The sequence below is a fragment of the Pseudomonas arcuscaelestis genome, from assembly GCF_016881005.1.
GTDB classification, from domain to species: domain Bacteria; phylum Pseudomonadota; class Gammaproteobacteria; order Pseudomonadales; family Pseudomonadaceae; genus Aquipseudomonas; species Aquipseudomonas arcuscaelestis.
Genome location: NZ_JACOPV010000007.1, coordinates 43,093 through 57,693 on the forward strand (window position 1 = coordinate 43,093; position 14,601 = coordinate 57,693).

The 14,601-nt window shown below is 59.0% G+C and carries 13 protein-coding genes; 5 read left to right on the forward strand and 8 right to left on the reverse strand.

The genetic code is table 11. The features are described from left to right. Window positions 1-12: 12 nt before the first annotated feature. The 7 genes from ispC to rpsB form a co-directional block, all read right to left on the reverse strand. The gene (gene ispC, locus H8F21_RS12135) at window positions 13-1,203 is read right to left on the reverse strand and encodes a 1-deoxy-D-xylulose-5-phosphate reductoisomerase (protein WP_203542023.1); all 1,191 of its coding nucleotides are present in this window, start codon (window positions 1,201-1,203) and stop codon (window positions 13-15) included. Continuing rightward, window positions 1,200-2,015, reverse strand: coding sequence for a phosphatidate cytidylyltransferase (locus H8F21_RS12140; RefSeq protein ID WP_203476066.1), 816 nt, complete (start codon window positions 2,013-2,015; stop codon window positions 1,200-1,202). Before H8F21_RS12140 ends, ispC begins: the two co-directional genes overlap by 4 nt. Beyond that, window positions 2,015-2,770, reverse strand: coding sequence for a polyprenyl diphosphate synthase (gene uppS / locus H8F21_RS12145; RefSeq protein WP_136477823.1), 756 nt, complete (start codon window positions 2,768-2,770; stop codon window positions 2,015-2,017). Before uppS ends, H8F21_RS12140 begins: the two co-directional genes overlap by 1 nt. 18 nt (window positions 2,771-2,788) lie before the next feature. After that, window positions 2,789-3,346 carry a ribosome recycling factor gene (frr, locus tag H8F21_RS12150; RefSeq protein ID WP_203584411.1) on the reverse strand — a complete coding sequence of 186 codons (558 nt, stop codon included), beginning with the start codon at window positions 3,344-3,346 and terminating at the stop codon, window positions 2,789-2,791. Next, window positions 3,343-4,086 (reverse strand): UMP kinase, encoded by a 744-nt coding sequence (gene pyrH, locus H8F21_RS12155; RefSeq protein ID WP_016392310.1) that lies wholly within the window; start codon window positions 4,084-4,086, stop codon window positions 3,343-3,345. The genes frr and pyrH overlap by 4 nt, the downstream gene beginning before the upstream one ends. A 182-nt stretch (window positions 4,087-4,268) precedes the next feature. Continuing rightward, window positions 4,269-5,132: a translation elongation factor Ts gene (tsf, locus tag H8F21_RS12160; RefSeq protein ID WP_203476068.1), complete on the reverse strand. Its 864-nt coding sequence runs from the start codon at window positions 5,130-5,132 to the stop codon at window positions 4,269-4,271. 188 nt (window positions 5,133-5,320) lie between these two features. Beyond that, complete coding sequence (gene rpsB / locus H8F21_RS12165; RefSeq protein ID WP_130263453.1) at window positions 5,321-6,055, reverse strand: 30S ribosomal protein S2; 735 nt, start codon at window positions 6,053-6,055, stop codon at window positions 5,321-5,323. 434 nt (window positions 6,056-6,489) lie between these two features. On the opposite strand from rpsB, the gene map reads away from it, so the two are divergent. The 3 genes from map to dapC are packed head-to-tail and all read left to right on the forward strand — an operon-like array spanning window position 6,490 to window position 11,209. Next, window positions 6,490-7,272 carry a type I methionyl aminopeptidase gene (map, locus tag H8F21_RS12170; protein WP_203476069.1) on the forward strand — a complete coding sequence of 261 codons (783 nt, stop codon included), beginning with the start codon at window positions 6,490-6,492 and terminating at the stop codon, window positions 7,270-7,272. Between the two features lie 21 nt (window positions 7,273-7,293). Then, a complete protein-coding gene (locus H8F21_RS12175; RefSeq protein WP_203584412.1) occupies window positions 7,294-9,993 on the forward strand; it encodes a [protein-PII] uridylyltransferase in 2,700 nt (899 codons plus the stop codon). A 22-nt stretch (window positions 9,994-10,015) separates the two neighbouring features. Continuing rightward, window positions 10,016-11,209, forward strand: a complete 1,194-nt coding sequence (gene dapC, locus H8F21_RS12180; protein ID WP_203584413.1) for a succinyldiaminopimelate transaminase — start codon at window positions 10,016-10,018, stop codon at window positions 11,207-11,209. 65 nt (window positions 11,210-11,274) lie between these two features. On the opposite strand, the gene H8F21_RS12185 is transcribed toward dapC, so the two are convergent. Continuing rightward, complete coding sequence (locus H8F21_RS12185; RefSeq protein WP_203476072.1) at window positions 11,275-12,921, reverse strand: Na+/H+ antiporter; 1,647 nt, start codon at window positions 12,919-12,921, stop codon at window positions 11,275-11,277. A 230-nt stretch (window positions 12,922-13,151) separates the two neighbouring features. Between H8F21_RS12185 and H8F21_RS12190 the strand changes: the two genes are divergently transcribed. Both H8F21_RS12190 and dapD read left to right on the forward strand, forming a co-directional pair. Then, window positions 13,152-13,514 (forward strand): ArsC family reductase, encoded by a 363-nt coding sequence (locus tag H8F21_RS12190; protein ID WP_203542026.1) that lies wholly within the window; start codon window positions 13,152-13,154, stop codon window positions 13,512-13,514. A 42-nt stretch (window positions 13,515-13,556) separates the two neighbouring features. Continuing rightward, entirely contained in the window at window positions 13,557-14,591 is a 1,035-nt protein-coding gene (dapD, locus tag H8F21_RS12195) for a 2,3,4,5-tetrahydropyridine-2,6-dicarboxylate N-succinyltransferase (protein ID WP_136477831.1), read from the forward strand. The last annotated feature ends 10 nt before the right edge of the window (window positions 14,592-14,601 follow it).

Sequence of the window (14,601 nt, forward strand, 5' to 3'; positions counted from 1 at the left end):
AGGCGCCCTGCATTAGCGCCCGTGATGGTTCAACCACTGCCCAGCCAACTGCCGGGCCCGCTGATCAGCGGCAAATACCGCGTCGAGCGTTTGCACCGCTACGACCGGCTCCTGGTCGAGCACTTGTTCGATCATACTCGCGATCTGCGGGAAGCGAATGCGCCGCTGCAGAAATGCCTCCACCGCTACTTCATTGGCAGCATTAAGCATTGCTGGGGCGCTATTACCCGCCTCGGCTGCCTGACGCGCCAGGCGCAAGCATGGAAAACGTTGTTCATCGGGCGCCTGAAAGTCCAGGCGGGCAATGGCGAACAAATCAAGCGGGGCCACTCCAGAGTCGATCCGCTGCGGCCACGCCAGGGCGTTGGCAATCGGCGTGCGCATATCCGGATTGCCCAACTGGGCCAATACCGATCCATCGACATAATCGACCAACGAGTGAATCACACTCTGCGGATGCACCACCACCTCGACCTGACTCGGGCGCGCGTCGAACAACCAGCACGCCTCAATCAGCTCAAGGCCTTTGTTCATCATGCTCGCTGAATCGACCGAAATTTTACGACCCATCGACCAATTCGGGTGGGCGCACGCCTGCTCCGGAGTGACTTGCGCCAGTTCAGTTGCCGGTGTTTCGCGAAACGGCCCACCGGATGCGGTCAGCAGAATGCGTCGTACACCTACCTGCGACAGGCCACGAGCGTAGTCGCCAGGCAGGCATTGGAAAATTGCATTGTGCTCGCTGTCGATTGGCAGCAATACAGCGCCACTGCGCTGCACCGCCTGCATAAACAGGGCGCCGGACATAACCAGCGCTTCTTTGTTGGCCAGCAGGACCTTCTTGCCGGCCTCGACGGCGGCCAGGGTTGGACGCAAGCCTGCCGCGCCGACAATCGCTGCCATTACCGCGTCGACTTCGGCGGCGGCAGCAACCTGACACAAGCCAGCCTCGCCTTCCAGCACCTCGGTAGCCGATCCGGCCGCCGTCAGGCCTGCGCGCAACTGTTCGGCCGCCTGGGCCGACGGCACCACGGCGAACACCGGCGCATGACGCAGGCACAGTGCAAGCAACTCGTCCAGACGCGAATAGCCGCTCAGGGCAAATACTTGATAGCGCTCGGGGTGGCGAGCAATGACATCCAGGGTGCTCAGCCCAATGGAACCGGTCGCACCGAGAACGGTAATACGCTGCAAGCTGCTCACATCACGCCCCAGTTGGCTGCCCACAGCAGCACGGCAAACAGCGGAATGGCGGCGGTGAGGCTGTCGATACGGTCAAGCACGCCACCGTGACCCGGTAGCAGATTGCTGCTGTCCTTGATCCCGGAGCGACGCTTGAACATGCTCTCGGTCAGATCACCCACCACCGAAACCAACACCACAACAGCAGCACCCAGCAGGCCCAGCAGCAACTGTGCAACGCTCCAGTCACGATTCAGGCCGACCACCAGCGTTATGACCAGACTTAGCGCAAGCCCCCCGTAGACGCCCTCCCAACTCTTGCCCGGGCTCACCTGCGGGGCTAATTTGCGCTTACCGAAAGCACGGCCAGAGAAGTAGGCACCGATATCCGCCCCCCAAACCAGCACCATGACGGCCATGATCAACCAATTGCCCAGTGGCCAATGTTTGAGCAACACCAGGCCTTGCCAGGCAGGCAGCAGAATCAACAGGCCGATAAGCAAACGGCAGGCGACGCTGGACCACAACTCACTGGTCCGGGGATAGGTCAGTACCAGCCAAGTCGCCACACCCCACCACAAAACCGACGCGCCCAACACCCAGGGTGCCAGGTCCGGCATCAGGTAGAGCAGCATCAGCAGCCCGGCCACCACGGCGGCGTAGGCCACACGCACGGTTTGCGCCACCAGCCCTGCCAGTCGCGCCCACTCCCAGGCACCCAGGGTAACCACCAGGCCAATGAACAGGGCAAAATCCCCGCCATCGAGCAGGAAAAAGCCCCCCAGGGCGATTGGTAACAGAATCAGCGCAGTGATGATGCGTTGTTTAAGCATTAAGCACGGGCTCCAGCTTCGACCTGCTCGCTGGTTTTCCCGAAGCGGCGCTGGCGCGAAGCATAATCGGCCAGCGCAGTGCGCATGGCCTCGTGTTTGAAGTCCGGCCAGAACAGGTCGGAGAAGTACAGCTCGGCATAAGCCAGCTGCCACAACAGGAAGTTGCTGATGCGGTGCTCGCCACCGGTGCGGATGCACAGATCGGGCAATGGCAGATCACCTGTAGCCAGGCAGGTCTGTAAGAGCTCAGGGGTGATGTCATCTGCACGCAGATGACCGGCCTGTACCTCACGCGCCAGGCGCTGGGCGGCCTGGGCGATATCCCACTGGCCGCCATAGTTGGCGGCAATCTGCAGAATGAAGCGGTTGCTGCCAGCGGTCAGCGCTTCAGCCTCACGCATGGCAGCCTGCAGCTCAGGGTGAAAGCGCGAGCGATCACCAATGATGCGCAAACTGATGTTGTTGTCATTGAGGCGCTTGGCTTCCCGGCGCAAGGCCGAGAAGAAAAGCTCCATCAACGCACCGACCTCTTCGGCCGGTCGTTGCCAGTTTTCGCTGGAGAAGGCGAACAGGGTCAAGACCTCGACCTTGGCCTCGGCGCACACTTCAATGACCGCGCGCACTGCGTCGACGCCTGCCTTGTGCCCGGCAACACCGGGCAACAGGCGCTTCTTCGCCCAGCGATTATTCCCATCCATGATGATCGCGACATGGCGCGGCACCGATGGGGACACACCCTGTTTGGTCTTTTCCATTAAAAAAAGTCCCGACCCTTAAACGGCCATCAGGTCCTTTTCTTTCTGAGCCAGATCGGCATCGATCTTGGCGACGTACTTTTTGGTCAGGTCGTCGATATCGCTGCCAGCACGGCGCTCTTCGTCTTCGCTGATTTCCTTTTCCTTGACCAGATCCTTGAGCTGGCTGTTTGCATCACGACGAATGTTGCGCACGGCAACACGAGCGTCTTCTGCAATATCACGCGCCTGCTTGGTGAAGCCCTTGCGGGTTTCTTCGGTCAGCGCCGGCATGGTGATCAGCAGCAGCTCACCGAGGTTGGTCGGGTTCAGGTTCAGGCCCGCACTACCAATAGCCTTGTCTACCGCGCCCAGCATGTTGCGTTCGAAGGCAACTACTTGCAGGGTACGTGCATCTTTAACAGTGATGTTCGCAACTTGCTTGATCGGGGTATCTGCGCCGTAGTACGGCACCATCACACCTTCAAGGATGCTTGGGTGCGCCTGGCCGGTTCGAATTCGACCGAAGTTATGTGCCAGGGATTCCACCGACTTTTGCATGCGCTGTTCGGCGTCTTTCTTGATTTCGTTGATCATTTTTGAACTTCCTCGATCAGAGTACCTTCCGCGCCACCATGCACGATATTCAGCAGGGCGCCGGGCTTGTTCATGTTGAAGACGCGCAACGGCATCTTGTGGTCTCGGCACAGGCAGATTGCTGTCAGATCCATCACGCCCAGCTTGCGATCCAGCACTTCATCGTAGGTCAGATGATCGAACTTCTCGGCATGCGGGTCTTTGAATGGATCTGCAGTGTATACACCATCGACCTTGGTTGCCTTCAATACCACGTCGGCATCGATTTCGATGGCGCGCAGGCAAGCGGCAGAGTCAGTGGTGAAGAACGGGTTACCGGTACCGGCAGCGAAGATTACAACTTCTTTGGCGTTGAGGTGACGCATGGCTTTGCGGCGATCGTAGTGATCGGTCACGCCAACCATGGAAATGGCGGACATGACGATAGCGGTGATGTTCGCGCGCTCCAGCGCATCGCGCATGGCCAGGGCGTTCATTACAGTAGCCAGCATGCCCATGTGGTCGCCAGTGACGCGATCCATGCCGGCTGCACTGAGCGCCGCACCACGGAACAGGTTGCCACCACCGATTACCAAGCCTACCTGGACACCGATACCGACCAGTTGGCCAACTTCCAGCGCCATGCGATCCAGGACCTTGGGGTCGATCCCGAATTCTTCCGAGCCCATCAGGGCCTCGCCGCTAAGCTTGAGTAGAATGCGTTTATAGCGAGCCTGATAACCACTGCCCTGCTGAGCCATTGCGAATCTCTCCTGCGGCGTTTGAAAAAAAATCTTGCGGGCTGCTTTCAGCCTGCGCGTAACTCTAGCGTGGCGCAGCTACTGCGCCAGCGGACAACGGCTTTGTAAACCGCTACCGCTTTGACAAAGAGGCTGCGCGCGTAAGCGGGCAGCCTCTTTGGGGCGACAGATGTGAGTCTGTCTTACTGCTTGGCAGCAGCCAGCTGAGCGGCAACTTCTTCGGCGAAGTTGTCGACTGGCTTCTCGATGCCTTCGCCTACTTTGAAGTAGGTGAAGGAAACGATTTCAGCGCCAGCTTTCTTGGCCAGATCACCGACCTTGATTTCTGGGTTCATGACGAACGCTTGCTCGACCAGGCTAGCTTCGGCCAGGAACTTCGAGATACGGCCTTTGACCATGTTCTCGACGATGTTCTCAGGCTTGCCCTTGATCTTCTCTTCGTTCAGCGTCAGGAAGACATTCTTCTCGCGCTCGATCGCTTCAGCCGAAACTTCCGACGGCAGCAGGAACTCAGGGTTGCTGGCAGCAACGTGCATGGCGATTTCTTTGGCCAGCTGGACGTCACCGCCCTTCAGGACAACTGCAACACCAATCTTGTTGCCGTGCAGGTAAGTACCAACGACGTCACCTTCAACGCGCACCAGGCGGCGAATGTTGACGTTTTCGCCAACCTTGGCAACCAGGGCTTCACGAGCAGCTTCACGCGATGCGATCAGGGGAGCGGCGTCGGTCAGTTTTTCGGCAAAAGCTTGTTCAACGCTTTCAGCAACGAAGTTCTTGAAGTCGTCTTGCAGGGCCAGGAAGTCGGTCTGCGAGTTAACTTCCAGCAGAACGGCAGACTTGTCGTCAGCCTTGATGGCGATTGCGCCTTCAGCGGCAACGTTACCAGCCTTTTTAGCAGCCTTGATGGCGCCCGAAGCGCGCATGTCATCAATGGCTTTTTCGATGTCGCCGTCAGCCTTTTCAAGGGCTTTCTTGCAATCCATCATGCCTTCGCCGGTACGCTCACGCAGTTCTTTAACCAGCGCTGCAGTAATTGCTGCCATTTCAAATTCCTCTTGGATAGGTTTTCAACCATTCCACCCGATACTTGACGGGCGTTCAATTCTGTAAATCCACTCACCAGCACTCATGCCCAACAAGATTGCAACGGCGATGCTGACAAGAGGATTTCAAGGTGGCAAAAAGGGGGCCTAGCCCCCTTTTTGCGTGCCGAGTAGACGCCAGGCGTCAATTACTCAGCAGCTGGTGCTGCTTCTTCAGCGTAAACTTCGGTGCCGCCAGCAACGTTGTTGCGACCACGAATTACTGCGTCAGCCATCGAACCCATGTACAGCTGGATAGCGCGGATGGCGTCATCGTTACCTGGGATGATGTAGTCAACGCCTTCTGGGCTGCTGTTGGTATCGACAACGCCGATTACCGGGATGCCCAGCTTGTTGGCTTCGGTGATAGCAATGCGCTCGTGGTCAACGTCGATCACGAACAGGGCATCAGGCAGGCCGCCCATGTCCTTGATACCGCCCAGGCTGCGATCCAGTTTTTCCAGATCACGGGAGCGCATCAGCGCTTCTTTCTTGGTCAGCTTGGTGAAAGTGCCGTCTTCGGCCTGGGTTTCCAGGTCGCGCAGGCGCTTGATCGAAGCACGAATGGTTTTGTAGTTGGTCAGCATGCCGCCCAACCAGCGGTGATCCACGTACGGCGAACCGCAACGTGCTGCTTCTTCAGCAACGATCTTGCCAGCGGAACGCTTGGTGCCGACGAACAGAATCTTGTTTTTGCCCTGGGCCAGACGCTCGACGAAAGTCAGTGCGTCGTTGAACATTGGCAGGGTTTTTTCAAGGTTGATGATGTGAATCTTGTTGCGCGCACCGAAAATGTACTTACCCATTTTCGGGTTCCAGTAACGGGTTTGGTGACCGAAGTGCACACCGGCCTTCAGCATATCGCGCATGTTGACTTGGGACATGATAGTTCCTTGATAAGTCGGGTTGGGCCTCCACGTATCCCAATGACCAACCCAGGATCCGCAGATCGAGGGCACCCAGGTCATCGTGTCGACACGTGTGTGGGTTTAAGCTCACGAGGCTATCCCCGTAAAGCGGCGCATTTTATATCATAGAAGCGCAGCGAACGGAACCCGATTTAGCATCAGTACGCACCACTGCCTCACGAGGTTGCACTCCAGGCCTCACCTAGCGGGTTCGAACACGGGGTAAGCCCCGTACCACCGGCTCAACGCTTGCGCTGTTACAGGGTTTTGCACCGACACGTTAATCGCGCCAAAATGCCCCTATATAAAGGCTGCATCGCTGCCATAGCCGCCCGAGCGGGCGCGGCTCTGGTAGAATCCGAGCTTTCCCCCAGTTTATTCGCGCATCTATGCGCCGTAGAGAGCCTGCAATGACCGTCACCATTAAAACCGCCGAAGACATCGAAAAGATGCGCGTCGCCGGCCGCCTGGCCGCTGAAGTGCTGGAGATGATCGAGGAGCACGTCAAGCCTGGCGTCACCACCGAAGAGCTCGACCGTCTGTGCCACGACTACATTGTCAACGTACAGAAGGCGATCCCGGCTCCACTCAACTACAAAGGCTTCCCGAAGTCGATCTGCACCTCGGTCAACCATGTTGTTTGCCACGGCATCCCAGGTGACAAGCCGCTCAAGGACGGCGATACCCTGAACATCGACGTCACCGTTATCAAGGATGGCTACCACGGCGACACCAGCCGCATGTTCCATGTCGGCAACGTGCCGGTCTGGGCTGAGCGTCTGTCCCAGGTTACCCAGGAATGCATGTACAAGGCCATCGAGCTGGTCAAGCCGGGCTGCCGCCTGGGCGATATCGGCGAAGTGATCCAGAAGCACGCCGAGAAGAACGGTTTCTCGGTGGTCCGCGAGTTCTGCGGCCACGGCATCGGTAAAGTGTTCCACGAAGAGCCGCAAATCCTGCACTACGGTCGTGCTGGCACCGGCATGGAACTAAAGGAAGGTATGACCTTCACCATCGAGCCGATGATCAACCAAGGGCGCGCCGACACCAAAGTGCTCGGCGACGGTTGGACCGCCATCACCAAGGACCGCAAACTCTCGGCGCAGTGGGAACACACGCTAGCGGTAACGGCGACTGGCTACGAAATCTTCACCCTGCGTAAAGACGACACCATTCCCCGCACGTCGGCCTGATTCAAACAGGAAAGTGACTCAATGCCCCAGGTGGATCCCGAGCTGTTCGACCGCGGCCAGTTCCAGGCAGAACTGGCTCTAAAGTCTAGCCCAATTGCAGCCTTCAAGAAGGCCATCCGCCGCGCTGGCGAAGCGCTGGACAAGCGCTTTCGTGAAGGCAGGGAGATCCGCCGACTGATCGAAGACCGCGCCTGGTTCGTCGATAACATCCTGCAACAGGCGTGGAATCAGTTCGATTGGAGCGATGATGCCGACATTGCCCTGGTGGCAGTCGGTGGTTACGGACGGGGTGAGTTGCACCCCTACTCCGACATCGACCTGCTGATTCTGCTCGACAGTGCAGATCACGAGGTGTTTCGCGACTCTATAGAGCGTTTTCTGACCCTGCTCTGGGACATCGGCCTGGAAGTAGGGCAAAGCGTACGCTCGGTCGATGAATGTGCCGAGCAGGCCAGCGCCGACCTGACCGTCGTTACCAACCTGATGGAAAGCCGCACCATCGCTGGTCCCGAGCGACTGCGCCAACGCATGCTCGAGGTGACCAGCACGGCCCATATGTGGCCGAGCAAGGAATTCTTCCTGGCCAAGCGCTCAGAGCAAAAGGCTCGGCACCACAAGTACAACGACACCGAATACAACCTGGAACCCAACGTCAAAGGCTCGCCCGGCGGCCTGCGCGACATCCAGACCGTGTTGTGGATCGCCCGCCGCCAATACGGCACCCTCAACTTGCATGCCCTGGCCGATGAAGGCTTTCTGCTTGAGAGTGAGAACGCCCTGCTGGCCTCCTCCCAGGAATTCCTCTGGAAGGTTCGCTACGCCCTGCACATGCTCGCCGGACGTGCTGAAGACCGCTTGCTGTTCGATCATCAACGCAGCATCGCCGCGTTGCTCGGATTTACCGATGACAACCCGAAACGTGCCATTGAACAGTTCATGCAGCAGTACTATCGAGTGGTCATGAGCATTGCCGAGCTCAGCGACCTGATCATCCAGCACTTCGAAGAGGTCATCCTCGACGACGACAGCGGCAACACCCAGCCGCTGAATGCGCGTTTCAGGTTGCACGACGGCTATATCGAGGCGGTGCGGCCGAACGTATTCAAGCGTACGCCCTTCGCCATCCTGGAAATTTTCGTGCTGATGGCTCAGCACCCCGAGATCAAAGGGGCGCGCGCCGACACCATTCGCCTGTTACGCGAACATCGCCACCTGATCGACGATGAGTTTCGCAACGATATTCGCAACACCAGCTTGTTCATCGAGCTGTTCAAGTGCGAAATCGGTATCCATCGCAATCTGCGGCGCATGAACCGCTACGGCATTCTTGGCCGCTACCTGCCAGAGTTCGGCTTGATTATCGGGCAAATGCAGCACGACCTGTTCCATATCTATACGGTCGATGCCCATACCCTGAACTTGATCAAGCACCTGCGCAAACTGCAGTACACCCCGGTCTCCGAGAAATTCCCGTTGGCCAGCAAACTGATGGGCCGCCTACCCAAGCCTGAACTGATCTACCTGGCTGGCTTGTACCATGACATCGGCAAGGGTCGTCAGGGTGATCACTCGGAGTTGGGCGCCGTGGATGCCCAGGCGTTCTGCGCACGCCACCAGTTGCCGGCCTGGGACAGCCGCCTGATCGTCTGGCTGGTCCAGAATCACCTGGTGATGTCGACCACCGCCCAGCGCAAGGATTTGTCCGACCCGCAGGTTATTCACGACTTTGCCCAGCTGGTAGGCGACGAGACTCACCTGGACTACCTCTACGTGCTGACCGTGGCCGACATAAACGCCACCAACCCCAGCCTGTGGAACTCCTGGCGCGCCAGCCTGTTGCGCCAGCTTTACACCGAGACCAAGCGTGCCTTGCGCCGCGGCCTGGAAAACCCGCTGGACCGGGAAGAGCAGATCCGCCAGACCCAGAGCGCAGCACTGGACATTCTGATTCGCGAAGGCACCGACCCCGACGACGTCGAACAGCTCTGGGCGCAACTGGGCGATGACTACTTCTTGCGCCACACAGCAGCCGATGTGGCCTGGCACAGCGACGCGATCCTGCAGCAACCTGCCGACGGTGGCCCCCTGGTGCTGATCAAGGAAACCACCCAGCGAGAATTTGAGGGCGGCACGCAAATCTTCATCTATGCACCCGACCAGCACGACTTCTTTGCCGTGACCGTAGCGGCCATGGACCAGCTCAACCTGAACATCCATGATGCCCGCATCATCACCTCAAGCAGCCAGTTCACCCTCGATACCTACATCGTGCTCGATAACGATGGCGGCTCCATCGGTGACAACCCGCAGCGGGTGAAGGAAATTCGCGATGGCTTAAGCGATGCCCTGCGCAATCCGGACGACTACCCGACCATCATCAAACGTCGGGTGCCGCGTCAGCTCAAGCACTTCAACTTTGCCCCACAGGTCACTATTCACAACGACGCCCAGCGTCCAGTAACGATTCTCGAACTCAGTGCTCCCGACCGCCCAGGCCTGCTGGCGCGAATCGGCAAGATTTTCCTGGAGTTCGACCTGTCGCTGCAAAACGCCAAGATTGCCACCCTCGGCGAACGGGTCGAAGACGTGTTCTTCATTACCGATGCCGATAACCAACCGTTGTCCGACCCACAACTGTGCAGCCGCCTGCAGGACGCCATTGTCGAGCAATTGCGCGCCGACATGGCCGCCGTGGCACCGATTTCCCGCCTGACCATTTAACGTTTGACGAGACCCCGCGCCGATGAACTCTGATTTGCTTCAGCTTCAGCCCTACCCGTTCGAGAAACTGCGCGCCTTGCTCGGCAGCGTCCAGCCTGCCGCCGACAAACGCGCCATCGCCTTGTCGATCGGTGAGCCCAAGCATGAGTCGCCAGCGTTCGTCGCCCAAACCCTGGCCGACAGCCTGCAACAGATGGCCGTTTACCCGACCACCATAGGCCTGCCTGCGTTGCGCCAGGCCATTACGCGCTGGTGCGAACGTCGCTTTGGCGTACCAAGCGCCTGGCTGGATGCCGACAAACACGTGCTGCCGGTCAATGGCACCCGCGAAGCGCTGTTTGCCTTCACCCAAGCGGTAGTCAATCGCAGCGCCGACGGCCTGGTTATCAGCCCTAATCCGTTCTACCAGATCTACGAAGGTGCGGCCCTGCTGGCAGGCGCCACCCCGCACTACCTGCCGTGCCTGGACAGCAATGGTTTCAACCCTGACTTCGATGCGGTGTCGGCCGAAACCTGGAAGCGTTGCCAGATCCTGTTCATCTGCTCCCCCGGCAACCCCACTGGCGCGTTGGTGCCGATGGAAACCCTGAAAAAGCTGATTGCCCTGGCGGACGAGCACGACTTCGTGATTGCCGCCGACGAGTGCTACAGCGAACTGTATTTCGACGAACAAACCCCGCCACCGGGCCTGCTCAGCGCCTGCGTAGAGCTAGGCCGGAGTGATTTCAAGCGTTGCATGGTGTTCCACAGCCTGTCCAAGCGCTCCAACCTGCCAGGCCTGCGCTCGGGCTTTGTCGCCGGCGACGCCGAGATCATCAAGCCGTTCCTGCTGTATCGCACCTACCACGGCTGCGCCATGCCTGTGCAAACCCAGCTGGCAAGCATTGCCGCCTGGAACGATGAAGCGCACGTACTGGCCAACCGCGACCTGTACCGTGAGAAGTTCGATGCCGTGCTGGAAATCCTGGCGCCGGTGCTCGACGTGCAACGCCCGGATGGTGGCTTCTACCTATGGGCCAAGGTACCTGGCGATGATGCCGAGTTCTGTCGTGACCTATACAAAACCCAGCACGTGACCGTGGTACCAGGCTCGTACTTGTCGCGTGAAGTGATGGGTGTCAATCCGGGGGCCGGACGTGTGCGCATGGCGCTGGTTGCGCCCCTGGCCGAGTGTGTGGAAGCGGCCGAGCGGATCCGTACATTCCTGCAGCATTAAGTGCAACTTGATCACCTTGAGGGGCGATGCGTGCCCCTCAAGCTGGCAAACACGCGAGCGTGAGGCTATTTCACCGCGCCCAGATTCGCTTCACTCATGTCGAGCTCCCCCAATACCTCCCGCACCACGTCATCGCCTATCTGGTGATCACGGTGCAGCTTATACAGCTCCAGACGTTGGGCACGCAGCGCACGCAGGCGCAAACGCCGCTCCAGCAAGTCCATCTGCTCCGCTAGCGCCTGAGCTTCGGCGCTGTCGTTGTAGCTGTCCAACTGATGGCGGTATTCAGCCATCAACCTCGCCTTCAATTCCGCTGCCAATGCCGACTGTGCTGCATCCTGAGGCGCACCCGGCTCAGTCAGGTCTTCGGCTTCCAGCGCGTGAATTGCCGCCTCTGCGGTGCGCCGCCAAGCTTCTTTAGCCTCCTGACGCATGGTGTCGTCGGGGCTCTTCGCTACTCCTCGCAGCAACAAAGGCAAGGCTATGCAGGCCGAAACCAGTGACAACAGAATCACCCCGGCAGCAATGAATATCAGCAGGTCTCGCTCCGGAAAGGCCGTGCCCGCACTGATCAGCAACGGCACCGACATAACACCGGCCAAGGTCACTGCGCCACGCACGCCACCGATGGTCAACAACCAGCAGGAACGAGCATTGGGCACCAGCACCAGGTCTTCCTTGCCACGCCAGCGACGGATCACCCCAATCAAGCGCCAAATGCTTTGCACCCAGACAAAGCGCAGAACCAGCAACACTGCGAAGATCGCTACTACATCCAGGCAACGCCACAACAAGGTTGGCCACAACGACGCTTCGTGACTGGTCACAGCCTTGATGATGTCTGGCAGCTGCAAACCCAACAACAGGAAGATCAGGCCATTGAAACTGAACTCCAACAGCGACCAGACGCTGCGATTGAGCAAGCGAGTGCTGGTCTGCCGAGGCAACAGGTCAAGCCAACTCTGCATCATGCCCGCTGCCACTGCCGAGAGTATCCCTGATGCCCCCAGGCGTTCGGCAAGTACATAAGCGGCAAACGGCAGCAACAGCATGAACACCACGTGAGTCGCCGGATCGTCCCAGCCACGGGCGATCATCCAGGCGCGCAGACGCCCTACCAACCAACTCAACGCCACACCGATGGCCAGACCGCCAAGCGCCACCAGAACAAAGGTGAAACTGGCTTCGGTCAGTGAAAACGCGCCGGTGATGGCTGCTGCCAGGGCAAATTTGAACGTCACCAGGCCCGTTGCATCATTCATCAGCGCTTCGCCCTGGAGCATGTGCATCAAAGGGGTTGGCAGACGATCCTGGCTAATGGCCGATACCGCTACAGCATCGGTGGGCGACAGCACTGCGGCCAGGGCAAAAGCTACTGGCAATGGAATGCTCGGTAGAATCCAGTGAATGAAGTAGCCAGCCCCGACCACCGTGAACAGCACCAGGCCCACAGCCAGCGTCAGGATCGGACCGCGCAGGCGCCAGAGGTCACGCTTGGGCATGCGCCACCCGTCAGCGAAGAGCAAGGGCGGCAGAAACAGAAACAGGAACAGTTCAGGGTCAAGCGCCACATGCAAGCCGAGTGTCGGCCAGGCAAGTAAGGCGCCAGCGCCGATCTGCACCAGCGGCAACGGCAACGGGATCACCCGGCCAACAAGTTTGGAGACACTCACCAGCATCAGCAGGATGAGAACGGTATAGGCTGATTGCATACGGCGTGTTCCTTTCAATTCAAACAGTCAACGGCGCACCATTTGCCCATTCTGGACATTGCCATTGAAACGACATAGTAGCCGTTCAGGCTGCTGACGCACCGCTGCACAAAAGTCGCAGAGGCTGCCAAAACCTGTAACACAATGCTACAAAGTGCTTCGCCAAGGCCAACCCAATTCGGCCGACCGTGGCATAATCCTTCACCATTTTTTCCCAGGAGGGGCAAGACATGACCAAACGCGACACGCCATTGCACCTTTATGGAATCAAGGCCTGCGACACTATGAAGAAAGCCCGTACCTGGCTGGAAGACAAAGGCCTGGATTACGACTTTCACGATTACAAGAGCCAAGGCATCGACCGTGAGAGCCTGACCCGCTGGTGCACCGAGCACGGCTGGGAAACGGTCCTCAACCGTGCCGGCACGACCTTCCGCAAGCTTGAAGACGCCCAGAAGGCCGACCTCGACCAGAACAAAGCCATCGAATTGATGCTAGCCCAACCGTCGATGATCAAGCGCCCGGTGCTCGACCTTGGCGAACGGACCCTTGTCGGTTTCAAGCCAGACCTGTACGCGGCCGCCCTCCAGTAACACGGCGCCACGCTTTCACTCTAATTCGCAAGAGGTAACTGCATGTCCACTACTCTGTTCAGCCTGGCCTTCGGTGTCGGCACCCAAAACCGTCAAGGCGCCTGGCTGGAAGTTTTCTACGCCCAACCATTGATCAACCCGAGCGCCGAACTGGTCGCCGCGATCACCCCCGTGCTGGGCTACGAAGGCGGCAACCAGGCCATCGCTTTCAGCAACACCCAGGCAGCACAGTTGGCTGACGCCCTCAAGGGTGTCGACGCTGCCCAGGCGGCCCTCCTGACCCGCCTTGCCGAAAGCAACAAACCCCTGGTCGCCACGGTATTGGCAGAAGATGCTGCCTTGACCTCGACACCAGAAGCGTACCTTAAGCTGCATCTGCTTTCGCATCGCCTGGTCAAACCTCACGGCCTGAGCCTGGCTGGCATCTTCCCGTTGCTGCCTAACGTGGCCTGGACCAGCCAGGGCGCAGTGGACCTCGCCGAACTGGCCGGGCAACAACTGGAAGCGCGCCTGAAAGGCGAGCTGCTGGAAGTGTTCTCGGTAGACAAGTTCCCGAAAATGACCGACTACGTGGTGCCAGCTGGCGTTCGCATCGCCGACAGCGCCCGCGTGCGCCTGGGTGCCTACATCGGCGAAGGCACTACCATCATGCACGAAGGCTTCGTCAACTTTAATGCCGGCACCGAAGGCCCAGGCATGATCGAAGGCCGCGTCTCGGCTGGCGTATTCGTCGGCAAGGGTTCGGACCTCGGTGGTGGCTGCTCGACCATGGGCACCCTGTCAGGCGGCGGCAACATTGTGATCAAAGTCGGCGAAGGCTGCCTGATCGGCGCAAACGCCGGTATCGGCATTCCGCTGGGCGACCGCAACACCGTTGAAGCCGGCCTGTACATCACTGCCGGAACCAAGGTGAACCTGCTGGACGAGAACAACCAACTGGTCAAGGTCGTCAAGGCCCGTGATCTGGCTGGCCAGACCGACCTGCTGTTCCGTCGCAACTCGCTGAACGGCGCCGTAGAGTGCAAAACCCACAAGTCGGCCATCGAGCTGAACGAAGCGCTGCACGCTCACAACTAAGTGGTACCAT